Origin of the sequence: uncultured Nostoc sp., assembly GCF_964245445.1 — a bacterium.
Taxonomy (GTDB): domain Bacteria; phylum Cyanobacteriota; class Cyanobacteriia; order Cyanobacteriales; family Nostocaceae; genus Nostoc.
This window is the reverse complement of record NZ_CAXTNE010000129.1, coordinates 1-21,555: the sequence shown is the minus strand read 5'-3', so window position 1 is coordinate 21,555 and position 21,555 is coordinate 1. Positions and strand designations below refer to the sequence as shown.

Annotated in this window: 21 protein-coding genes and 1 pseudogene; 11 read left to right on the top strand and 11 right to left on the bottom strand. The window is 41.6% G+C overall.

Annotation, left to right across the window (positions count from 1 at the left end; all coding sequences use genetic code 11):
- Positions 1–30 precede the first annotated feature (30 nt).
- The 5 genes and pseudogenes from devC to ACFE90_RS20925 form a co-directional block, all read left to right on the top strand.
- A complete protein-coding gene (devC, locus tag ACFE90_RS20945) occupies positions 31–1,203 on the top strand; it encodes an ABC transporter permease DevC (RefSeq protein ID WP_375503898.1) in 1,173 nt (390 codons plus the stop codon).
- Between the two features lie 74 nt (positions 1,204–1,277).
- Positions 1,278–1,976, top strand: coding sequence for a DevA family ABC transporter ATP-binding protein (locus ACFE90_RS20940; protein ID WP_375503892.1), 699 nt, complete (start codon positions 1,278–1,280; stop codon positions 1,974–1,976).
- Positions 1,977–2,946: 970 nt separating this feature from the next.
- The gene (locus ACFE90_RS20935) at positions 2,947–3,861 is read left to right on the top strand and encodes a M23 family metallopeptidase (RefSeq protein ID WP_375503890.1); all 915 of its coding nucleotides are present in this window, start codon (positions 2,947–2,949) and stop codon (positions 3,859–3,861) included.
- Between the two features lie 121 nt (positions 3,862–3,982).
- The gene (locus ACFE90_RS20930; RefSeq protein WP_375503888.1) at positions 3,983–4,567 is read left to right on the top strand and encodes a late competence development ComFB family protein; all 585 of its coding nucleotides are present in this window, start codon (positions 3,983–3,985) and stop codon (positions 4,565–4,567) included.
- A 21-nt stretch (positions 4,568–4,588) separates the two neighbouring features.
- Positions 4,589–5,005, top strand: a pseudogene (locus tag ACFE90_RS20925) (late competence development ComFB family protein); the annotation flags it as partial.
- Between the two features lie 73 nt (positions 5,006–5,078).
- Here the strand turns inward: ACFE90_RS20925 and ACFE90_RS20920 are convergent.
- Positions 5,079–6,056, bottom strand: coding sequence for a L,D-transpeptidase (locus tag ACFE90_RS20920; protein WP_375503886.1), 978 nt, complete (start codon positions 6,054–6,056; stop codon positions 5,079–5,081).
- Positions 6,057–6,851: 795 nt separating this feature from the next.
- On the opposite strand from ACFE90_RS20920, the gene ACFE90_RS20915 reads away from it, so the two are divergent.
- Both ACFE90_RS20915 and ACFE90_RS20910 read left to right on the top strand, forming a co-directional pair.
- On the top strand, positions 6,852–7,508 hold the full coding sequence (locus tag ACFE90_RS20915) for a sigma-70 family RNA polymerase sigma factor (RefSeq protein WP_375503884.1): 657 nt from the start codon (positions 6,852–6,854) through the stop codon (positions 7,506–7,508).
- Positions 7,509–7,665: 157 nt separating this feature from the next.
- Positions 7,666–8,280 (top strand): anti-sigma factor family protein, encoded by a 615-nt coding sequence (locus ACFE90_RS20910; RefSeq protein ID WP_375503882.1) that lies wholly within the window; start codon positions 7,666–7,668, stop codon positions 8,278–8,280.
- 563 nt (positions 8,281–8,843) lie between these two features.
- Here the strand turns inward: ACFE90_RS20910 and ACFE90_RS20905 are convergent.
- The 4 genes from ACFE90_RS20905 to psaC form a co-directional block, all read right to left on the bottom strand.
- On the bottom strand, positions 8,844–9,059 hold the full coding sequence (locus ACFE90_RS20905; protein ID WP_375503880.1) for a hypothetical protein: 216 nt from the start codon (positions 9,057–9,059) through the stop codon (positions 8,844–8,846).
- Between the two features lie 58 nt (positions 9,060–9,117).
- Positions 9,118–9,339, bottom strand: coding sequence for a type I-MYXAN CRISPR-associated protein Cas6/Cmx6 (locus ACFE90_RS20900; RefSeq protein ID WP_375503896.1), 222 nt, complete (start codon positions 9,337–9,339; stop codon positions 9,118–9,120).
- Positions 9,340–9,747: 408 nt separating this feature from the next.
- Positions 9,748–11,628, bottom strand: coding sequence for a glutamine--fructose-6-phosphate transaminase (isomerizing) (gene glmS / locus ACFE90_RS20895; RefSeq protein ID WP_375503878.1), 1,881 nt, complete (start codon positions 11,626–11,628; stop codon positions 9,748–9,750).
- A gap of 420 nt (positions 11,629–12,048) precedes the next feature.
- Positions 12,049–12,294, bottom strand: coding sequence for a photosystem I iron-sulfur center protein PsaC (gene psaC / locus ACFE90_RS20890; RefSeq protein WP_012411495.1), 246 nt, complete (start codon positions 12,292–12,294; stop codon positions 12,049–12,051).
- Positions 12,295–12,888: 594 nt separating this feature from the next.
- Here psaC and ACFE90_RS20885 point away from each other — a divergent pair.
- Complete coding sequence (locus ACFE90_RS20885) at positions 12,889–13,407, top strand: GNAT family N-acetyltransferase (protein WP_375503876.1); 519 nt, start codon at positions 12,889–12,891, stop codon at positions 13,405–13,407.
- Positions 13,408–13,641: 234 nt separating this feature from the next.
- Here ACFE90_RS20885 and ACFE90_RS20880 read toward each other — a convergent pair whose 3' ends face one another.
- Positions 13,642–13,878, bottom strand: coding sequence for a hypothetical protein (locus ACFE90_RS20880; RefSeq protein WP_375503874.1), 237 nt, complete (start codon positions 13,876–13,878; stop codon positions 13,642–13,644).
- A gap of 210 nt (positions 13,879–14,088) precedes the next feature.
- Between ACFE90_RS20880 and ACFE90_RS20875 the strand changes: the two genes are divergently transcribed.
- Positions 14,089–14,457: a Dethiobiotin synthetase gene (locus tag ACFE90_RS20875; protein WP_375503872.1), complete on the top strand. Its 369-nt coding sequence runs from the start codon at positions 14,089–14,091 to the stop codon at positions 14,455–14,457.
- A gap of 112 nt (positions 14,458–14,569) precedes the next feature.
- On the opposite strand, the gene ACFE90_RS20870 is transcribed toward ACFE90_RS20875, so the two are convergent.
- Both ACFE90_RS20870 and ACFE90_RS20865 read right to left on the bottom strand, forming a co-directional pair.
- Positions 14,570–15,181, bottom strand: coding sequence for a hypothetical protein (locus tag ACFE90_RS20870; protein ID WP_375503894.1), 612 nt, complete (start codon positions 15,179–15,181; stop codon positions 14,570–14,572).
- 694 nt (positions 15,182–15,875) lie between these two features.
- Positions 15,876–17,393, bottom strand: a complete 1,518-nt coding sequence (locus ACFE90_RS20865) for an ABC transporter permease subunit (protein ID WP_375503870.1) — start codon at positions 17,391–17,393, stop codon at positions 15,876–15,878.
- A gap of 262 nt (positions 17,394–17,655) precedes the next feature.
- Between ACFE90_RS20865 and ACFE90_RS20860 the strand changes: the two genes are divergently transcribed.
- Positions 17,656–18,411, top strand: a complete 756-nt coding sequence (locus ACFE90_RS20860) for an amino acid ABC transporter ATP-binding protein (protein WP_375503868.1) — start codon at positions 17,656–17,658, stop codon at positions 18,409–18,411.
- 71 nt (positions 18,412–18,482) lie between these two features.
- Here the strand turns inward: ACFE90_RS20860 and ACFE90_RS20855 are convergent, their stop codons facing one another.
- Both ACFE90_RS20855 and lipB read right to left on the bottom strand, forming a co-directional pair.
- A complete protein-coding gene (locus ACFE90_RS20855) occupies positions 18,483–18,683 on the bottom strand; it encodes a hypothetical protein (RefSeq protein ID WP_322650176.1) in 201 nt (66 codons plus the stop codon).
- A gap of 183 nt (positions 18,684–18,866) precedes the next feature.
- A complete protein-coding gene (gene lipB / locus ACFE90_RS20850) occupies positions 18,867–19,547 on the bottom strand; it encodes a lipoyl(octanoyl) transferase LipB (RefSeq protein ID WP_375503865.1) in 681 nt (226 codons plus the stop codon).
- A gap of 632 nt (positions 19,548–20,179) precedes the next feature.
- On the opposite strand from lipB, the gene hpf reads away from it, so the two are divergent.
- The gene (gene hpf / locus ACFE90_RS20845; protein ID WP_375503863.1) at positions 20,180–20,824 is read left to right on the top strand and encodes a ribosome hibernation-promoting factor, HPF/YfiA family; all 645 of its coding nucleotides are present in this window, start codon (positions 20,180–20,182) and stop codon (positions 20,822–20,824) included.
- Between the two features lie 82 nt (positions 20,825–20,906).
- On the opposite strand, the gene ACFE90_RS20840 is transcribed toward hpf, so the two are convergent.
- The gene (locus tag ACFE90_RS20840; protein WP_375503861.1) at positions 20,907–21,365 is read right to left on the bottom strand and encodes a peroxiredoxin; all 459 of its coding nucleotides are present in this window, start codon (positions 21,363–21,365) and stop codon (positions 20,907–20,909) included.
- Positions 21,366–21,555 lie beyond the last annotated feature (190 nt).

The following is a 21,555-nucleotide window of genomic DNA, read 5'->3' as shown; positions in this document are numbered from 1 at the left end:
CCCCCTGCCCCCTGCCCTCCACTTCTTATGATGGGATTGATTAAACAACTGCGACGGCGAACCCCTCTTGGATGGCTGCAACTGAATCATGAAAAAAGCCGTCTTTTAGTGGCATTGTCAGGGATTGCCTTTGCGGATCTTCTCATGTTCATGCAACTGGGCTTTCAGACCGCGCTCTATGACAGTAACACTAGACTGCATCGCAGTTTGCAAGCAGACATTGTTTTAACCAGTCCTCAAGCCCGTAACTTGCCAAGCTTGTCTACATTTTCTCGGCGGCGACTTTACCAAGCAATGGATATACCAGGCGTGAAGTCAGCAGAACCAATGTATTTCAGCAACACAATCTGGAAAAATCCCCAAACACACCGTGAGACGGGGGTGTTAGTTATTGGGTTTAATCCAGATAAGCCAGCCTTTAACTTACCCGATGTTAACCAGCAATTGCAGACAATCAAGCTGCCAGGTGCTGTCTTGTTCGATCGTGGTGCTAGAGGAGATTATCAAAAAGCGATCGCTCAAATTGACCAAGGTAAAACCTTAACCACTGAAATAGAACGGCGCACAATTACCATTAGTGGCTTATTTCAAGTCGGGGCTTCCTTTGGTTCTGATGGCAATTTGATTACCAGCGATCAAAACTTTTTACGGCTATTTTCTGGGCGACAGTCCAGCAGTGTCAGTTTAGGTTTGATTAAGGTAAAACCAGGCTATGACCAGAAAAAGGTAGCAGCAACATTGAAAGCCTACCTAAGAGATGATGTCAGAGTCTTAACCCACGCCGAATTTATTGAATTTGAGAACAACTTCTGGAGAACAAATTCTCCAATTGGCTTTATCTTCAGCCTGGGTGTATCAATGGGCTTTGTGGTGGGCGTGATTATCGTCTATCAAGTCCTTTCCACCGATGTTAATGCCCACGTTCGGGAATACGCCACCTTCAAAGCAATGGGATATCGCAATTACTACCTGCTAGGTGTGGTACTTGAAGAATCGTTGATATTGGCAGCACTGGGCTTCTTCCCCGGATTAGGAGTGTCCTTAGCACTTTACCAACTGACTCGCAGCGCCACAAACTTACCCATGTACATGACTGCGATTCGAGCATTGCAGGTATTAGTGCTGACTATCATTATGTGTGCAATTTCCGGTGCGATCGCAACCCGCAAACTCCAAGCCACCGATCCTGCTGATATGTTTTAAATTTGTCATTGGTCATTGGTCATTTGTCATTTGCAAAGGACAAATGACGATCATCACGAGTAATCGATCTATTTATGACTAGTCAATTCATCATCTCCATCCAGAATCTCGACCATCATTTTGGTCAAGGCTCACTCCGTAAGCAAGTTTTATCTAACATCAACTTGGAGATTAACGCCGGTGAAATTATTATTATGACTGGGCCCTCTGGTTCTGGAAAGACTACCTTGCTGACCTTAGTAGGTGGATTACGTTCTACCCAATCTGGTAATTTGCGGGTATTGGGACGAGAACTTTGTGGCTCTACTACTGAACAACTAGTGCAGGCGCGACGCCGTAACGGTTATATTTTCCAATCACATAACTTGCATGGTAGTTTAACAGCACTCCAAAACGTCAAAATGGCTTTGGAATTGCATAAATATCTTGGCTTAAAAAAGATGCTAGCTAGGTCGGCACAAATGCTAGAACACGTAGGATTAGGAAATCATTTGCATTACTATCCTGATAAACTGTCTGGAGGACAAAAACAACGAGTAGCGATCGCTCGTGCATTAGTTAGTCATCCTCAAATAATCCTAGCCGATGAACCCACAGCCGCCCTTGACAGTCAATCGGGACGAGATGTAGTCAATCTCATGCAAAAACTGGCAAAAGAACAAGGCTGTACCATTTTGATGGTTACTCATGACAACCGCATCCTAGATATTGCCGATCGCATAGTTCACATGGAAGATGGCAAACTCAAGCCAAAAGTAAAACTATCAGCTTAGAGTTGATAAGCCTTTATTACTCTAGCTTTTCAACTCGGAATCAGAAAATTTTAAGTAAAATCACTGTTATATTACACTCGACACTCTATATAGTAGCGTTTCCTAATCACATTAGGTACATCAGAGCAAGCTCCTCGCTTGCTCTAGAGGTTGGGGGAGGGGTTCTGTACCTATTCAACCGAGAACCGCCATATAGGACTCATATTTGATTGCGTGAAAAAAACTCAGTACACCTTTATTCCTTCTTCCCAGTCCCCAGTCCCAAGTATTGAGTCTCTACGAGTAATTCAGGAATCAAATCGGATTGCTATATCAACATTAGTAATATCTGTTACGAGTGTATAAACGAGGATTAAGATCAGATAAACTGAAAATCCTAGAAATAATTTATACCATCCATCAATAAAATCTATGATAGGGTGGGCATGTTGCCCACCCTACTTGTGCAAATTAAATGCTCAACAGCTTACCAAATCTAGCTTTGCCTAAATCTTTTGGGGTTATTTTTGACGCTTTCCCCTTGCTCTTGCTTTACCTGGTTTGGTAATTTAACTACACCAACTTTAACCTAACAGTGTAGTATGAGTGTCCAGTTGGACAAGTGTCCAGTTGATTCTAAGAATTTATTCAAGTATTATTATCTAATAGTTAAACGCTAACAGGTTTCATTTGTTGCCTAATAAATTATACCTATAGCAGGCCACGAGAGCGTCTTTGACATAAATCTAGTTAAATTTTAAGATTATTGCCAATCTAATACACCTTGGTTATTAAAGTTAATACCAATTCACTAAATTACAGTTACAAATCATTCTCCCTTGTCTCTTACCTCCTACCTTTGTCTTATCCATCAGTGACTTATGGATTTCGCAATATTTATGGTTTTCAACAACATCTACTTCAAACAGGAAACACTAGTAGAAATAAGCTAGTCTATTTTGCAACACAAGCAAGGGATTTTTGTAGCTCTATGATTATTGAGAATAGCGCTAGTAGTTTAAACAAGAAGTTGCTCGGTTTTAATGTCAAAGCAATAAATGTGTTAAAGGGAATATTTGCTGTTCTCCCTTTAACCTTGGCATTGCCTGTAGATGCTTTACAAGTCAAAATTACTCCAACTAATCCTAAATTAGGGGATACAATCTCGGTAGAGATTAATCGAGATAATGCCGATAATAGTACAAATCCAACAGTAGCTAGTGGTAAGAATATATACCCGTCCTTTGAAATTGCCCCCAATCAGTATCGGGCTTTTGTTCCCACAACTCCACTAGAAAAAGCTGGAACTAGAACACTTCGGGTTACAGGAGATGGTCAAGTACAAAACTTGGCAGTGAATGTGCTTAATCGCAAATTCCCCGTACAACGCATTACTTTGCCACCTGGCAAAGCCGGAGTGGATGCTACAGAGTATGAACTTAAGCGTGTGGCAGCTTTCAAGGCACTAAAAACACCAGAAAAGTATTGGAATGGAGTATTTCTGAAGCCAAATGCAGGGCGGATGAGTACAAACTATGGTGTACGTCGCTACTATAATGGTACATTTGCAAAAGACTACTATCATCGTGGTCTTGACTACGCTGGTGCTACCGGATCACCGGTAATTGCCCCAGCCTCTGGGCGAGTTGCTTTGGTAGGTAGGGTATCCCAAGGATTTCGGATACACGGTAACGTAGTTGGCATTGATCACGGTCAAGGAGTAACCAGTATTTTCATGCACCTGAGTCGTATTAACGTTAAAGAAGGTGATTTTGTGAAAGCTGGTCAACTAATTGGTGCAGTAGGTTCAACAGGTGCTGCTACGGGGCCACATTTGCACTGGGGTCTGTATGTCAACGGACAATCTGTTGATCCAACACCTTGGCGAACTAAGGTCGTTAATTAGTAGAGGCGGAATTGATCACGTCTGTGCATAATTTGTGTTTTTTTTGCTGAGAATTAGGCAAAAGAAATTGGGTTAATACCGTCCCTACCAAGCTTTGCTAACATAAATGATGATAAGCATTATGAGCATCGAAAGAATTGTAGAACAAGCTCTCCAGGATGGTTATTTGACACCAGCAATGGAAGCAGAAGTCGGTAGAATATGTGACAACGCTTCGGAACTCTCAATTGAAGAGTATATGGCGCTGGATCGGCTGATGGGAGCGCTATTGACTGGTGAGGTAGTGGCGGTACCTCGCAAACAATTTATTAACGTTATGGAAGAATTGGTACTGACGGAAGCGATCGCCCGAGTCGCAGAAATTGAAGCCACCAGCGAAAGTTCTCTAGGTGTCGGCGATATTGCTGCTTACGCCCTCAACAGGCTACCACCTTTATATGCTACTACAGAAGAAGGTGCTAACTTCCAGCGCCAAACGGCTCAGGCACAACTGCAAGACTTAATTTCCCAACAAATAAATGAGGCGATTAACCGTTACCTCGATCGACCCAATTTCTTCCCAGAACGGCAAGCCTTGGGTAAAAACACTCAAAATGAGGTTCAACGCCAAATTAGTGCTTTACTCCAAACATACGCACCTAACTTTGAGCAAGATGACAAGCCAGATTACAAGCCAGATTACAAGCCAAATGACAACGACTCTTAATTAATTAATCACGTACTAACACTGGATCAGCTGATGGAAGCGCTATTGACTGGTGAGGTAGTGGCGGTACCTCGCAAACAATTTATTAACGTTATGGAAGAATTGGTACTGACGGAAGCGATCGCCCGAGTCGCAGAAATTGAAGCCACCAGCGAAAGTTCTCTAGGTGTCGGCGATATTGCTGCTTACGCCCTCAACAGGCTACCACCTTTATATGCTACTACAGAAGAAGGTGCTAACTTCCAGCGCCAAACGGCTCAGGCACAACTGCAAGACTTAATTTCCCAACAAATAAATGAGGCGATTAACCGTTACCTCGATCGACCCAATTTCTTCCCAGAACGGCAAGCCTTGGGTAAAAACACTCAAAATGAGGTTCAACGCCAAATTAGTGCTTTACTCCAAACATACGCACCTAACTTTGAGCAAAAATTATAATTTTAAGAGTCATTAGTCATTGGTCATTTGTTTTAAACAAACGACAAAGGACTAATGACTAATGACTTTATAATTATTCACGTACTAACACTGTTGTTCCTAAACTCACTTGCTCATACAATAATCGAACATCAGAATTACGCATTCTTAAGCAGCCGTGGGATACAGCCGTTCCCACCAGGTCAATATCCGGCGTGCCATGAAAGCCTATTTCATTCCGTCCATCTGACCAAAAACCAATCCATCTGTCTCCCAAGGGACTATCCGTACCAGCCTCAAATACTTTGCCTGTAATCGGGTGACGCCAAACTGGATAGTGTCGCATGTGAATCACCTGGAAAGAACCTGTGGGCGTTTCCCAACCTTTCTTACCTACAGCAATTGGGTAGCTGGCTATCACCTCATCTCCTGCGTATACATAAGTCCGGCGATCGCTTAAATCAACTACTACTTGCGTCTTAGCATCTGCCAGCCTGTTAGATGGTACTTGTTGGGCTGAAGCCTGAGACCATATACTTTTTGGCCAACTATCTGTAACTGGATTTTGTCTTTCTGCTTGTGCCACCAGCCGCGTATTAGTTGGTAGTTCGGTTTCTTTAGCTACATCCTTTTTAATGATTTGGGGCTGAGTTTGAGGGACAATTGCGCCTACATTAGTCGCTTTCGCTACATTCTTCTTAATTATTTTCGACTTCGTTGCTTTCGCTACATTCTTTTTTTTAATTACTTTGGACTTAGTTTGAGGCTTAATAGCAGAGGACTTTGGTGTAAACACCCTCTGGGCAGTTGTACCTTGGGTGGCTTCATTAACTGGCACAGATGCACCCAGTGCAATTTCCCCTAAACTAACTTGGGAAAGATTCTTATAGACTCCTTCTGGGCGGCTTCCCTTAAGATTGGTTAGGGTAGAATCTCGCCGCATTGCAGTAGATGCAGACTTATCAGACTGCCGTTCTGCCGTAGTAATGCGCCAATGGACAGCTAAAGATAAAAATGCTGTGCCAAAACAGAGCAACATTACCATCCGCCCTACAGATTCATTTCTTACCATTGCCATCGCCTATTATTTATCCCTGACATATCCAGCCGAGTAATTGGATGAGTTCATCATCCGATCATCAAAAATTTATCAATACTTATCATTTCTGTTATAAATCTGCCAACACCTCTGGGCAAACTAAGACTATGCAAATTGTTCCAGCAGCAAAACTCCAAGTTACCAACCTCATTCCTCCAAAGTTCTGGGGGTTGTAAGCCAATACTTAGACTTTCTGGTGCAACTTTTGAAATGTAGTAATCAATTCTTAGTGGTGTCGGTGGAAGAAAAACCATGTTTGAAAAACTATTCTTAGCAGTCACAATTACATTTTCCCTAAATTTCCTTTTTCAAGTTCGCGTACCAGAGCAACATAATGGTGCTACCTACGGGTCACTACTAGAACAATCAACAGCTATTCTGGTAATAAAATCAAAAAAATAAATCACCATTATAGTCACCACAGCAATCCAACTCCCAGAAATTAATACCTGAACTTTAAAGGTATTAAGAAGTTAGAATTACAAAAGTTTTATCTTCATCCTTATAACCAGATTTAATTATCTTTATCAAGCGTATATACCCAGTTGCGAAAAGTACTAAAATGTGCATATTCCCGCGCTTTTATTAGTTAATGGGTCTTGGCTAACTATGCCAGCAGTATAAGGAAAAAGTGGCCCTCTTATTGCTATAAATGTATCTAAAATTGTCTACCTCAGTGTTCCAGTCATAAATCCGTCACCTTAGCATGGAACTTCTGTCCCATTAGCAGGTCTAATAGATAGGGATGATTTAGAGCCAGTACGATCTATGAGTCAGTCGATCTCTGTATCCTGGTCAACGCTTGATGCAAAATATCCAGAAGCATCAGTGCAAGTTGACAAACTCCCTAACCACGATTTAATTTTGCGCTGTCAAGCGGGACTGCGACCAGATCGTGTTGCGTTTGCAGAACTATTACGCCGCTATCAAAGTCAAGTTGATAGAGTTCTATATCACCTGGCTCCAGATTGGGCTGACAGAGCCGATTTAGCTCAAGAAGTTTGGATTCGAGTGTATCGGAATATTAACCGATTACAAGAACCTGCCAAATTTCGGGGCTGGTTAAGCCGTATTGCCACCAACTTGTTTTACGACGAGTTGCGGAAACGCAAGCGGGTTATGAGTCCTTTGTCACTGGATGCTCCGCGTTCGTTAGAGGACGGCGAGATGGATTGGGAAATCGCTGGTGATACTCCCGGTCCTGAAGAAGAACTGACAACTAGAGAATTTTACGAGCAACTGCGAGAAGCGATCGCGGATTTGCCAGAGGTGTTTCGTACTACCATTGTCCTGAGAGAAATCGAAGGCATGGCTTATGAAGAAATTGCCGAAATCACTGGAGTTTCCTTAGGAACTGTCAAGTCAAGAATAGCCAGAGCTAGATCGAGGCTGCAAACTCACTTGCAGAATTATCTAGACTCCTAATTTACAGTATCTTGCCTCTGCCCAATGGCAGAATTTAAGGATTGATTAAGAATTACACCAAAGACGTAGATCGCTTCTGTCCTGAGGAGGAAAATTGGCTAATTTATCCGAATCTCCCGCCTAGTTTACCCGTGTATGAATTGGTAATAATGTTAAGATGACTACTGATTCTCAGTTTTACGACCGTTCTCCTTTGCAACTTCCTCAAGATTTGTCAGATGGAATGGCCAAGCATACCAATGAATCAACGGGTCTTATGGATATGGTGAAGCGCGATCGCTTCGAGTTATTGAGTGCTTATCTCGATGGTGAAGTCACAGCGACTGAACGCAAGCAAGTAGAAGAATGGCTGGCAAATGATGCCTCAGTTCAATGCTTGTATGCTCGACTTTTAAAGCTGCGGCAAGGTTTGCGGACTCTCCCAGTGCCCACAGCCCAAGAGTCACCAGAAGTAACAGTTGGGCAAGTATTGACACGTTTGCGCCGCCGTTCCCGTTTAAACTGGATGGCGGGAGGTGCAGCCGTTGCAGCTTGTGTAATCGGTGCAGTATCTGGTTTAGTACCTATTGGTTCGAGAGTGCCGCAACTGGCACAACGACCACAAACAGAACCGATACAAACATCTTCAGCGTCGATAATTCCACCTTCCCCGTTGATGGTGGGGCTAAATAACCCGGTAATTGAAATTCCTAAAGCAGCAGTAGCTTCTCCAGAAAATCCAATTTATCCGCTACAGCCGCAACAGCACGACTCCAAGCAGGACATAAATTAATCGCAAAATTAACAGTTCACAGAACATAACTGTACTTTGCGGTTAAACCACAGCCACTCACCAGCAGTCAGGTTGGAGGAAGCCTCCTAATTGGTCTAATTCGATCTAGAGTCATTAAATAAACCCAAGCCCACCCTAGAGAGAGCTACTGTGGCCATAAACCTCGATAATTTGTCGATTATAGAGGTTTTCTGGTGGTTATCTATTGGGCTGGTAATCTTCTGTAAACAACTAAAAAAGTTGTACAATTTTAAGCGCTATAACCATTATATTAGCGTTAACGTTAATACTCATCTCCAAAAATAAAGTTGTACAATTTATCTAAAATTACTAAAATCTGTAGAAGTATAAAAAAGTTGTACAATTTTGCAGTTTGTAACCTCTATATTCCCGTTGGTATTCACGCAACTTATAAAAATAAAGTTGTAGAATTTTCTAAAAATTCGTCATATTGATAAATAAAAAAGTTGTACAATTCCTCAATAGTTAGTCTTGTAAGGGTTTGGAAGTATTTACTATAAGACTCAATGGGGATCGCATCGTTGAGATGGAAGATGGCAAACTCAAGCTGTTGATTCAACTTTATATTTGGAATGCGTAGGCGCAGCCCGCCGTAGGCATCGCACTTTTACTTGGTGCAATATTAATCCAATTGCGATCGCTTCCCAGTCAAAGCCATCCACAGCCCTGCTATAGCCAGCACGATGTATCCAAGTTATGCTTGGGTCGCCCAGATTTAACTGGATTTTGGGGTTGACAACACTAGCTACTATGGACATCTTATTTATTTCTGGGAAATACTCTCAAACTTTTATTGGGTAGTAGTCAAAACCAGCTTTAACTTGCGTTTCCCTTTATCTTCACAGCCACAAAAACGCCACAGCCCATCTTGCGCTTTCCTCCAATGCGATATCTCAGCAATGTTAGCGAATCTTCATCGCTGAGATTAATGATTTCTAACCCAAAACCCACAACTGTAAAGCGTTTGATTTTGATACTTCTACGTTTTGGGCTACCATCAGCATTTTTGGTAATAAAGGCTTTTCCCTGAATACCCAGTTGTTTTAACTTCTAAGGATTCTTGACCATAAAAATCAAATATAAGCTTTGAAAAAGCATACTCATCAAACTTAAACTTTCCACCAGGAAAGATTTGCAACAGTCCTTTATTAACTAAGTAACGCTGGTACTGAGTGCGAAGCCAAACCAAACCTTTAAAGGCAAAATTACTATGGATTAGCAAATTAATGTCATTTGTCAGTGTTAAGAGCGTTTTTAAAGCCAAATATACATTCTGATTTTTGCGATCACATTCGGATAATTTTACCCTTTACTGCAAATCCAGCGAATACTTACTTAAGTATTAATAAATATATTATACTTATAATTATTGCCATAAAAATGGCTTCTGCAAGCCATAGAACTTCTTCAGAAGCCATTATACTTTAATATAAGTATAAAAATATACTATTCTACAGTGACACTTTTAGCAAGGTTACGAGGCTGATCGACATCCAAACCGCGACGGGCGGCAATATGATAAGCCAATAATTGCAAAGGAACTACTGTCAGAATCGGAGAAAGTAATTCTTCCACATGAGAGACGGGAAGAATATCGTTAAAGATTTCGGCAGCTTCGCCATCGTTGACGGGAGTCACGCCAATTAACCGAGAATCTCTAGCTTTGGCTTCTTGAGCATTAGAAATAACTTTTTCGTAAACACTACCAGGGATTGCGATCGCAACTACTGGTACTTTCGCATCTAATAGAGCGATGGGCCCGTGTTTCATCTCTCCAGCCGGATACCCTTCGGCATGAATATAGCTGATTTCTTTTAGTTTCAACGCCCCTTCTAAAGCAATGGGAAAGTTAATTCCTCTTCCCACAAAAATGAAATCTTTGGTTTCGGCAAATTCGTGGGCTAGCTGTTCGGTTAAACGTTCCTGACTTTCCAATGTTGCCTCAATTTCTTTGGGAATCTGCCGCAACCCATTAATAATTTGATCTAATATATCTTTTGAAACAGTCTGACGACGAGCAGCTAAATCCAATGCCAATGCATAAAACGCCATCAGTTGGGCGGTAAAAGTTTTCGTGGCTGCTACCCCAATTTCAATTCCCGCTAAGGTACTGATGACATGCGGCACTAGATGACCAAGGCTGCTTTCGGGGCGATTAGTAATGCCCAGTAGTCGCGCTTGATATTTAGGTTCTTTCCCTTGGCGACGTTCTTTTTCCATTGTCAAAGCTGCTAGGGTATCGGCGGTTTCACCTGATTGGGTAACACCGATGATCAACGTGTTAGATGTCAATGGTGATGGTGCATAACGATACTCAGAAGCATAATGTACCTGAGTTGAAATTCCTGCTAGTTGTTCGAGTAAATATTTTCCGATTAATGCTGCGTGCCAACTAGTACCACAAGCGAGGATCTGAATTTGTTCTAAATCGTTGTATAAATCCGCAGGTAAACCAAGATTGATTGGCGATTCGGTAGATTCGCCTGGATTAAAGTAAGCGTCTAAACTAGCTCTTACTACTCCTGGTTGCTCATGGATTTCTTTGAGCATGAAGTGTTTGAATCCCTGCTTTTCTACCATTGCAGGATTGAAATTGAGTAGCCGGGGTTGTTTTTTCAGCCTGTCGCCAGCAAAATTGTAAATCTCAACGCCCAAAGGTGTGAGGCGGGCAATTTCGCCATTTTCCAAAGGTAGCACCGCACGGGTGTAAGAAACGATCGCAGGCGTGTCAGAGGCACAAAAGAACTCCCCTTGCCCAAAACCAATTACTAAAGGCGCTTGTTGGCGGACAACAATCAATTCATCGGGGTAGTCAGCAGAAATAACTGCGATCGCAAATGCCCCGTGCAAGCGGTTAACTGCTTGGCGAATTCCTTCTAAGAAGGGGGATAAGGAAGATGAGGGGGGAAGATTCTTTAAAAATTCGGCTATAAGATGGGGAATTACTTCTGTATCGGTTTCAGAAAGAAACTGGTGTCCTTTTCCTTTGAGTTCCTCGCGTAACTCGCGGTAATTTTCGATAATACCATTTTGCACCACCGCCACTCGCTTTGCCGTATCCATGTGAGGATGGGCATTATACTCTTCTGGTTTACCATGAGTTGCCCAGCGAGTGTGACCAATACCAATTTGGGCAGGGGTTTCTATTTGTTCTAGTTTAGAACGCAGGTTATGCAGTTTGCCCTTTGCCCGCACACAATTAACCTCACCTTCCCAAACAGTAGCGATTCCAGCAGAATCGTAACCCCTATACTCTAGTTTTTCCAGTCCAGCCAGTAAAATGTCTGTCGCCGCTTGAGTGCCTATATATCCAACGATTCCGCACATTGTTCACACCGCTTCTTTTTCAGGATAATTAGATCCAGTATAGTGGGTAGCACAAAGTAGACTTTTTGCAAATAAAAAAGGGAGTAAATTACTCCCTCTGCCACTAGGTATTTTTAAAGATGCTTGCTATTAAGAAACTTTTAAAGTTTTGAACACTGAGTTCTGAGTTCTGAGTTCCGTTAGCGTAGCGGGGCGTAGCGGGGCGTAGCCCGTGCTGAGTGAAGAATCAAGAAATTGTTTTTTTGATTTACTTCTTTTGCCTCTGGACTCAAGACTCAGAACTCAGGGAGAACTCTGAGCAAAGCAAAGGCTTGCGCCTTTTCCTTGTGTCCTTGAGACACAAGGCAACCCTTCTGGAAGAACGGTTAGGCAGTAGACCTGCATTGCGATCAGAAGTTCGGTGACTTAGCACTGAGCTTTTTAGTAAGCCAGACCCATACTGCGAGTTGTTTCAGCGCCCAGGTAAACCCGGATGCTCAAAAAGTCGGTGGGACAAGCGGTTTCGCAGCGCTTACAGCCCACGCAGTCTTCTGTACGGGGTGAAGAGGCAATTTGAGCAGCTTTACAGCCATCCCAAGGAACCATCTCTAGTACATCAGTAGGGCAAGCGCGGACGCATTGGGTGCAACCAATGCAGGTATCGTAGATTTTTACAGTATGAGACATTGAAAAAACCGCTCCTTTCGAGGTGTTCTTCTCTGCGAAAGAATCATAATCAACGCATAGTTTACCGCAGTGGTTGATAGGCCGTAATCAAAAGGCTACATAACTTCAAACAATGTAATGAGCACCCTTGATAAGTGGTTTTGCGAGATCGTCCCTATTGCTTATTAATTATCAACATTATAGGAGCGTATTTACCCTACTGACATACCATAATGAGGTTGAATCGTAAAGATAAATGAAATAAAAGTCAATCTAAAAGGCTAGCACCGCAAGGCGGAAGTAAAAAGCCAAAAATAAAAAATCAAAAGTATTATGGAATAAGCTCTCTAGGGATTTTAAAGGGTTGCTCTATTTCCGCCGTAGTATACTAAATACAGAAATTATCTATGGTATTTATTGATTAGCAACTATGGCAATCCTAAATCAGTTGTGAAAAGTACTATATTTATAAAGTTTTTTCAAGTCAAAAATTTGACAATAAATCGAGAACTCAAATAAGTCCTTGACATATAGCTTTTGGCTCTACAAGTTCATATTGAAGATGAGTTAATCAAAGGTATTTGGTGTGGCTTGTTAGTGTAGGGTTAGATCAAAATGAAAATTTACTCTCAGCGACTCTGTTTAGAACCACTAGAACCGGATCATGCCGAACTGCTTTTTGATGGATTACAAAGTGCTAGGATATACGACTTTATCGAAGATGTGCCGCCACAAAGCGTTGCATCGCTTCGCGATCGCTACATGGTGTTGGTGCGTCGTCAATCACCAGATGGAACGGAGATTTGGTTGAATTGGGCTGTCTGGTCTTTTGTAGAGAAATGCTACGTTGGATATGTTCAAACAACAATTACTGTAAAAAAGAGTGCAATCATTGCGTATGTGTTTTTTCCTCATTCATGGGGAAAAGGTTATGCACGCGAAGCGGTGACGTGTATGATTAATTATTTAGTTGAGACATACCAAAATCTGGATTTTTGTGCTTACGTTGATCTCCAAAATCATCGTTCTATTGCTTTATTGCACAATTTGGGATTTGTACGCTCGACTGTTTTTCAAAATGTTGAGTCTAACCAAGATGAATTTAAACACGAAGTACAATACCGAAAATGCTAATATAGCGGTTCTCAATTGCATGGAACACAGCAATGCTTATTGGTGTCAACTTCAGCTAAAATTCTTTTAAAACCTCATTTCCAGCTTCTGGCCTCTGCCGCAAGTCTTAAGGCGGCAGCCTTCCCATCAAGCATTCCCAGTCAGATATTGGGAACGAGAGGAACGAGAAAATCCATAAAAACTGTATATTTAACTTTTTAAATCTGACAAACTCATAATTTTTACTTTTCTACATTAGAGAATTTCTGAAATTGCAAACTCATCAGTTATAGCAGCAATTTCTATTGGGATCTTTGCCTCATTAACCAGCACTTCCAGTTGTTCTTCCGAATGTTTGGCATCAGGGAATTTATCTTTTGTATACTCACTTTCTCGGATTTGTCGAGCAATACTTTCTAGCAGCCAAAGTTGTTCTTCCACAGACAAAGCACGGACGGAGCGCTCAATTTCTAGTAAATTTGGTGATATCATTTTGCTTGTGATTCTAAGCGGTACGTATTTTTCAAAGATATTATATTCAGTGTATCTGCAAAAGTATAGAGCATCGCAAATCCCCCATCATTTTCCCCAAGTTTATCTTTTCACAAATCATAAGAGATTGCTATAAATAACCAAAAGCCATCAAACTGGCTTTTTAATTAGGTATTCCTGCTGAAGCAAAATGTACGCTAAACTGGCTACATGAATTACGAAACAGCTCGGAAACTCCTCATAGATCAGACAATCACAACCGAGGAAAACCCAAATGCGCTGTTGACGCGTATGAAACAGGGGAAACCACCGGTACCCGGTCAGATCACCTCGATTTTGTTGGCATTGAAAGTGGTGTTTGAAACCCTCAAAGATGCAAAGAGCCTAGACCGAGAGCTGGCTTTGACCCTTTTTCAGTTAAGCATTAAGGCGCAACAGCTGTTTGCCGCAGGGCGTAAAGTCGGGGTTGATTGGCCGCCACTACTAAAGGAAGATTTACTACGAATTTCCTTAGCATCTGAAAGTATCTTTTCGGGTACATGGCAAACTCTTGCTCCTATAGGGTTGGGGAAGTTGTAAAATACCAATTTAGTCATCTTTAAACGAGAAGGGATGAGAGAGCAGGGGAGGCAAGGGAGAAATCAATTAAAAATTAAAAATTAAAAATTAAAGAACTTCTGCCCAATGTCCATTACCGAATTTGCAGTTCTCTTTCTAACTTGTCTAGGTCAGTTTTGAGCAAAATCGTCATTTGACCAGTAAAAGCTTTGCCAGTCTTGGGTTGGGCAATTTCCACCCAGTATACATAGCGATCGCCTACTCGTAATTCTCCCTTTAAAGCTTCCCGAATTGGAGTTTTGGCAAGACGCGCCGAGTTAACTACCTGTTCGTTGGGATACTCGTACACGACTTGGGCGCGATCGTAATCTTGATAAATCTCTAAGCCATAAATCACCCGCAAAGATTCCTGGAGCCGCGTAAATGTCATGCCGTTAATAGCATCATACATGGCAATGCGCTCAGTCCGAATTGTGCCACGATCTTTGGTAAACTCTACCCTACCGGGAGGCAATACCGACGCTTGAAAAGTGAATCGTTGAGCAGCTGTATCAGTCTTTTGCACAAATAATTGCTCCCCACTCCTGGGGCGGAGTGTGGGATGTGCTTTAATCCAAGTGCCCACTTCCTCTGTACTTTGCCCTGGTAAAGCATTGGCTTGAGAATCAAAAAGCGTTCCCACACATAGCCAGGGCACTAGAGAAAAAGGCAAAATCAAACAGTTAAGCAGAGATTTTTTGAGCATTTTGCTGTTGAGGACTTTCATGGAAATTTCCCCTTTAGAGAGTAACCATAGTCTTCCCGTTTTTCAGCAAGATTATTTCAAGCGTCAACCCAACTTAATACATCAGGAATCTTACTTATCACGGCTCTATCATAGAAAAAGCCAAAAAATGGAATCGTTATGAGTATTACGTTCAGCCCAGAACAAGAACAAATAATCTAAGTTTTACTAATTTAACAGTAATAAAATAACGAACCACATAGACGCAAAGCGGTGAAGCAGCGCGGTCTTGGGGTTTTCCCCCATGAGCGACTGCTGTTAGCGCAGCGTTAGCGACGTTAGAAGCGTCACCCGGAGGGCTTCCCGCAGGATAGGACGCATTCGCGCAGCGTCTCGTTAGAGAAGAACGCAAAGAAAAGAGGTTTCTACAGGGTTTTTGTATTACTTCTGTGTCTTTTGGCAAAATTGGGATGCTCCCAAAGGCGAGAAGGAATTGATGGTGAAACTTTTGTGAATCAGCTTTTAACACAGTTGAAGCAAAAGAGACTTAAGAATAAATCGGTATATTATCTCGCTCCTTGCTTCTGCTGATTTACAAGCGATCGCAGATTATTTCGCAGTAGAAAATATTCAGCATGGGAACGAGTAAAGCCTCATGAGGTTAGGTTTTTACGACTATGTGAAATAGAGAAATTATAACATCACTCAAAGATTATTAAGCATCGTACTTACTGTGCCGTTTCACCGGATTCATCCACACTTCTAACCGACTAAATGCTTGTGAAGAAAGTAACGTCAAACATAAATAAACCAACGCCACAGCCGCGTAAATTTCAAAAGCGCGATAGTTATTGGCGACAATTAACTGTCCTTTGCGAAACAATTCTTCAAAACCAATTACTGCAACTAAGCTTGTATCTTTCAACAAACTAATAAATTCATTACCTAAAGGTGGAATCATCCGTCGAAAAGCCTGGGGAAAAATTACATAACTCATTGTTTGTACAGAACTCAAACCTAATGACTGTGCCGCTTCTGCTTGTCCTGGTTCAATTGATTGAATACCCGCACGAACAACTTCGGCAATGTATGCGGCGCTATTTAAACTTAAAGCAATTACCCCAGCAGTTAGGCGATCAAAACTAAATGTAAAACCAATTTCTTGCAAAATTGCAGGTAATCCAAAGTAAATCATAAAAATTTGCACCAACAAAGGCGTTCCCCGGAAAAAATCTACATACGCCCTCGCCACCCAACGCACAGGTGCAATATGAGAAAGCCGGACAATACCAATCAGAGAACCCCCAATTAAACCAAACACTACAGAAAATATCGTCAATTGCAACGTTACCAACACACCTTGTAATAAAGTTGGAAAAGCTTGCAAAATCACGCCAAATGAGGTAAATATTTTAGGCGCGTTAGTGTTAGTTTGATCCTCAAATAGTGATTTAGCTGGTAGTGATGGCGGTTCAACTTTAAACCATTTCTGGTAAATTTGAGAATAAGTGCCATTTTTCAGCACCCTATCCAAGCCATCATTTATCAATGCCAAATTCGGTGAGTTTTTAGGTGTAGCAATTCCATAAAACTCCTCCGTCAGCAATTTTTGTACTATTTTAATTCCCTGAAGATTGCCCGTATTAATGGCATATACAGTCATAGGTGCATCATTAATTACTGCATCCACATTGCCATTGAGCAATTCTTGCAAGGCTATGGGCGCAGAATCAAAGCTGCGAATTTGCGCCCCAGGAATACTTTTAGCCTTTCCAGCCCCAGTTGTACCAATTTGTACAGCAATTTTTTTATTTTTGAGACTGTCAAAACCAGTAATATCTTGATTGTCTGCACGAATTGCGATCGCTAACCCAGACTTAAAATAAGGACGGGAAAAAGAAATAGTCTTCGCCCTCTCCTCTGTAATCGTAATGGAACTAATTGCCGCATCTACAGTTTTGGCTCCTAAAGCTGAGATAATGCCATCAAAAGGCAGACTTTTAAAATTGAATTTAAAGTTAGCAGCAACCGCGATCGCATTCATCACATCAATAGAAAAACCTTGTAACTCACCACTTTGTTTTTGAAACTCAAAAGGTGGAAACGTCGGATCAGTAGCAACTTGCAGAGTTTTACCCGCGCTAGAGTTCACAGCACAGCCAGCCAGTAACAAACAGCTAAAACCTACAACCATACACCAGCCCAGCCAACGCCTAAAATCAAATTTAGCCATATTGTTTTCTCTCCCTCTCTGCGCCCTTAGCGTCTTGGCGGTTCGTTCAAGTTATATCTTGCAACTGTTCAATTTCCCGCCAAGAAATAAATTTCACAGGCTTTTAGCTTAAGTCTACTGGAAGTAGACTAAAACCCTTACTTAGTCTTCTTTAAAAGACTTTAGCTATTAGCCTCAGAATTAATTCTGAGGCGTTTTTTAGGACTGCTGCACGTCTACCTTAAAACCTTACAATCAACTGTAGAGTAGTTTGACATAAGTAATGAACAATACCATCCCTGCCATTATTTTTGACAATATCGAAAAAAACTTTGGTTCCCTCAAAGTCCTCAAAGGAATCACAGGCGAAATCAACCGGGGAGAAGTCGTTGCAGTTATCGGTTCCTCTGGCTGTGGTAAAAGTACCCTACTACGCTGCTTCAACCGCCTAGAAACCATTGACAAAGGGCGTTTAATAATCAACGGAATTAACTTATCCCGACCCACTCTCAACTATAGCCAAGTGCGGCAACTACGAACACAAGTAGGTATGGTTTTTCAACAGTTTAACCTGTTTCCCCATCTCAGCGTCTTAGAAAATATGACACTCGCACCGTGTAAAGTCTTAGGTAAAACACCCAAAGAAAGCGCCCAACTAGCGAGATTATATCTCGAAAAAGTTGGCTTATCTGAAAAAGCCTCTGCTTATCCTGAACAACTTTCTGGCGGACAAAAGCAACGAGTAGCGATCGCTCGTAGTTTATGCATGAATCCCCAAATCATGTTATTTGACGAACCCACCAGCGCCTTAGATCCTGAACTAGTCGGCGAAGTTTTGCAAGTGATGCAACAATTGGCATCTGAAGGGATGACAATGGTAGTTGTCACCCATGAAATGCAATTTGCCAAAGAAGTAGCTCATCAGGTGATATTTTTAGACAATGGTATTGTGACAGAACAAGGCCCAGCCTATGAACTGCTGACCAATCCGCAAAGCGATCGCCTACGTCTTTTCCTTAGTCGCCTCAACGTTAGATAGTTAGGAGTTAGGAGTGAGGAGTTGTAAATTAAAGGTTTTTTCATAACTCATAACTCATAACTCATAACTCATTAAAGATACTCACGCAAGAACTCAAAGGGATCATCTTCCCAACAAGGTTCAGGTATCAGCCAAAACAAACTACTGTGGATGTCGGCTTCAATTTCATCAACGTCATCTCTATCAAATAGTTCTATCAAAGCTGTCCAATCACGTTCTCTTAGAGACGTTAACGATGGGGGATATACCTGGAGATTATTTGAGTAATTCACGCGCAAAGTTGTGCTTGAGTGCCGTAAAAATTTAGTATAGAAATTTGTAAATAATCAGATTTTAGCTTTGACAACCTTAACTAAATAGTTATTTTCATACTATTAAATATGGGTTACCCTCATCAGTGTCTCACAATTTAAATAGGACTGCTATAGTATTTATTACATAATTACAAGCTAAATTTACTCAGACCGGAAAAATCCTTGAGGCTGCGACTCGACTAATTCCACACCAAAGACTTCAGCAAAGGACTGTGCTACATAAAAACGCACTTCTTCGCAGGTGATACCTGGAATCCATTCGGCTAAACTGCCTACAGGTTTATCAGAAATACCGCAGGGTACAATGCGCTCGAAGCCTGTCATGTCTGGACAAACATTTAATGCAAAGCCGTGCATGGTAATCCAACGGCTAACTTTAATACCAATAGCTGCAACTTTTCGCCCTTGTAACCAAACGCCAGTAAAAGCCGGAATTCTTTCTCCCTGCAACCCATAAACTGCCAATATGCGAATTATGACTTCTTCGAGTTCGCGTAAATACCAATGAAGGTCTTTACGATAACGTTGCAGATTTAAAATTGGATACCCCACCAATTGACCGGGACAATGGTAAGTAACCTCGCCGCCCCGTTCAACTCGATGCACATCATGTTGACCTTTGTCAATATCAAATTTGAGAAAATCTAAGTTGCTTCCTTGTCCCAGAGTGTAAACGGGTGGATGTTCTAGCAAAATTAACACGTCGTCTAGACTGGGATTATGGATACGCTCAGTCAGGAGCGATCGCTGCCATCCATGAGCTTCTAAGTAAGGCATTAATCCTTGATTATACAACAAACAACGGTTTTTGTGTGTTCTCATACTATGGATTATGCCAAAAATCAACTGCATTAAGGGCAAAATATATTTCAAATTACAGAATTTGAGTCAAAGAATGTCAAGATTTGCAAAGGATTTTAAAGGAAAGTCAAGGGAACATGCGTTAGAAAATACAAAGTGCTAGCTTGAATATATAACCTCAATCAATAGGTTTTTAGGAGGAATTTTCTGCAATAAGCATCATGCCAAGACGATAAAAATGAATGTACTGGCTGATGACTCTCATAACAATAGTTTGCATTTCAAACAGAATCAATTTCCATAAAAACTTGTATTATTGAACAACAGCAAGCAAACTTCAACCCAACATAGAAGGAGCAACTATCAACAGTTCTGTAAGCGTTGTTTTAACACAGAAGACAGTTACAGGAGCTACTGCTCAAATTTCCTCACCAAAAAGTTCTAGGTGGATATCCAATTGGATATCAGCGCAGAGATGAGGAGGAAAATCAAGATATAATGAGCAAAAGCCTAGATGCAGTAAGTTTAGAAAAGCTTACCAGCAGTACATAAAAAGAGTTCACAATTTGTTTTGGCGGGAGTAATAGACCTTACCGCAATTTCTTTTCATACAAAGCAAATTCACACATTAAATATTCAGTGGGAGAGTTTACATGAAGCTTGTCATCCACGGCAAAAATATTGAAATCACCGATGCGATTCGGGAATATGTACATCAAAAGATTGAAAAAGCAGTTAGTCACTTTCAGAGCCTTACAAATGAAGTAGATGTGCATCTTAGCGTAGCCCGTAATCCTCGAATTAATACAAGACAAGCGGCTGAAGTAACTATTTATGCTAACGGTAGCGTTATCCGTGCAGAGGAAAGCAGCGAAAACCTCTATGCCAGCATTGACTTAGTTGCAGATAAAATTGCCCGTCAACTGCGGAAATACAAAGAACGGCGTCAAGACCAGAAAACTCAGTCCCAACCAGAAGAAGTAGTTGTAGAATCGGTAGTTACAGATTTAATTGGCGATCGCACCCCCGAATTACCCAATGAAGTCGTTCGCACCAAATATTTCTCTATGCCGCCGATGACTCTTGCAGAAGCCCTAGAACAACTGCAACTCGTAGGACATGACTTTTATATGTTCCGCAATTCTGAAACTGGAGAGATTAATGTAATTTACGAACGCAACCACGGTGGTTATGGTGTGATCCATCCCCGCAATGTTAACGGCCATAGTAACGGCAAGAATGGTAAGGCAACCCACGCTAATATTGTCATGCCAGAAAAATCGCATTCGAGTAAATAAAGAGTAGGGAGTAGGGAGATAAGGAAGATGAGGGAGATATGCGAGAAATAACTCCTCACTCCTTACTCCTCACTCCTTACTCCTACTTAGCCGCAATCTGTTGCAAAGTTTTCAGCGCTTCCTCAACGTGACCTTTAAAGTTAAACATTGAATCAAAGACGTATTGCACAACTCCTTGTTGGTCAATAACGTAAGTAACACGACCAGGGAATAAGCCAAAGGCTGCTGTTGCGCCATATAGCTTCCGTACTTGGTCGCCTTTGTCAGTTAACAGCGTAAAAGGTAGATTGTATTTCGTAGCAAATCGTTGGTGAGATTCGATGGAGTCAGCACTCACGCCGACAACTTCAGCGCCAGCACTTTTAAACACTTCATACTGATCGCGAAAGGCGCAGGATTCAGCCGTACATCCTGGTGTGTCGTCCTTGGGGTAAAAATATAGGACAACATTTTTGCCGCGAAAATCTTGGAGGCTAATTGTTGAGCCGTTTTGAGCAGGTAAAGTGAAATTAGGAGCGGTATCTCCAACTTTAATTGGCATAGCGAGTTGTGGTAATTATTTAACAAAATTTTACCTTGTATCCAAGTTTATACATTTTGCTTGATTACATGCATCAAGCAGGGTAGCTTAGTACAACTTTGCGTAAAATCGTAGCGTTTTTAATCCAAGGGGACACATTGGCATTGTCAGCCGATGCGTTGGCATTGTCAGCCGATGCGTTGGCATTGTC

Excerpts from the sequence above, each read along its gene's own strand:
- ACFE90_RS20920 (WP_375503886.1), bottom strand. The coding sequence starts at position 6,056 with ATGGTAAGAAATGAATCTGTAGGGCGGATGGTAATGTTGCTCTGTTTT.
- ACFE90_RS20870 (WP_375503894.1), bottom strand. The coding sequence starts at position 15,181 with ATGCTCAAAAAATCTCTGCTTAACTGTTTGATTTTGCCTTTTTCTCTA.
- lipB (WP_375503865.1), bottom strand. The coding sequence starts at position 19,547 with ATGAGAACACACAAAAACCGTTGTTTGTTGTATAATCAAGGATTAATG.
- ACFE90_RS20905 (WP_375503880.1), bottom strand. The coding sequence starts at position 9,059 with ATGTCCATAGTAGCTAGTGTTGTCAACCCCAAAATCCAGTTAAATCTG.
- ACFE90_RS20885 (WP_375503876.1), top strand. The coding sequence starts at position 12,889 with ATGAAAATTTACTCTCAGCGACTCTGTTTAGAACCACTAGAACCGGAT.
- ACFE90_RS20865 (WP_375503870.1), bottom strand. The coding sequence starts at position 17,393 with ATGGCTAAATTTGATTTTAGGCGTTGGCTGGGCTGGTGTATGGTTGTA.
- hpf (WP_375503863.1), top strand. The coding sequence starts at position 20,180 with ATGAAGCTTGTCATCCACGGCAAAAATATTGAAATCACCGATGCGATT.
- ACFE90_RS20915 (WP_375503884.1), top strand. The coding sequence starts at position 6,852 with ATGAGTCAGTCGATCTCTGTATCCTGGTCAACGCTTGATGCAAAATAT.
- glmS (WP_375503878.1), bottom strand. The coding sequence starts at position 11,628 with ATGTGCGGAATCGTTGGATATATAGGCACTCAAGCGGCGACAGACATT.
- ACFE90_RS20840 (WP_375503861.1), bottom strand. The coding sequence starts at position 21,365 with ATGCCAATTAAAGTTGGAGATACCGCTCCTAATTTCACTTTACCTGCT.
- ACFE90_RS20880 (WP_375503874.1), bottom strand. The coding sequence starts at position 13,878 with ATGATATCACCAAATTTACTAGAAATTGAGCGCTCCGTCCGTGCTTTG.
- ACFE90_RS20860 (WP_375503868.1), top strand. The coding sequence starts at position 17,656 with ATGAACAATACCATCCCTGCCATTATTTTTGACAATATCGAAAAAAAC.
- ACFE90_RS20930 (WP_375503888.1), top strand. The coding sequence starts at position 3,983 with ATGAGCATCGAAAGAATTGTAGAACAAGCTCTCCAGGATGGTTATTTG.
- devC (WP_375503898.1), top strand. The coding sequence starts at position 31 with ATGGGATTGATTAAACAACTGCGACGGCGAACCCCTCTTGGATGGCTG.
- psaC (WP_012411495.1), bottom strand. The coding sequence starts at position 12,294 with ATGTCTCATACTGTAAAAATCTACGATACCTGCATTGGTTGCACCCAA.
- ACFE90_RS20940 (WP_375503892.1), top strand. The coding sequence starts at position 1,278 with ATGACTAGTCAATTCATCATCTCCATCCAGAATCTCGACCATCATTTT.
- ACFE90_RS20875 (WP_375503872.1), top strand. The coding sequence starts at position 14,089 with ATGAATTACGAAACAGCTCGGAAACTCCTCATAGATCAGACAATCACA.
- ACFE90_RS20910 (WP_375503882.1), top strand. The coding sequence starts at position 7,666 with ATGACTACTGATTCTCAGTTTTACGACCGTTCTCCTTTGCAACTTCCT.
- ACFE90_RS20935 (WP_375503890.1), top strand. The coding sequence starts at position 2,947 with ATGATTATTGAGAATAGCGCTAGTAGTTTAAACAAGAAGTTGCTCGGT.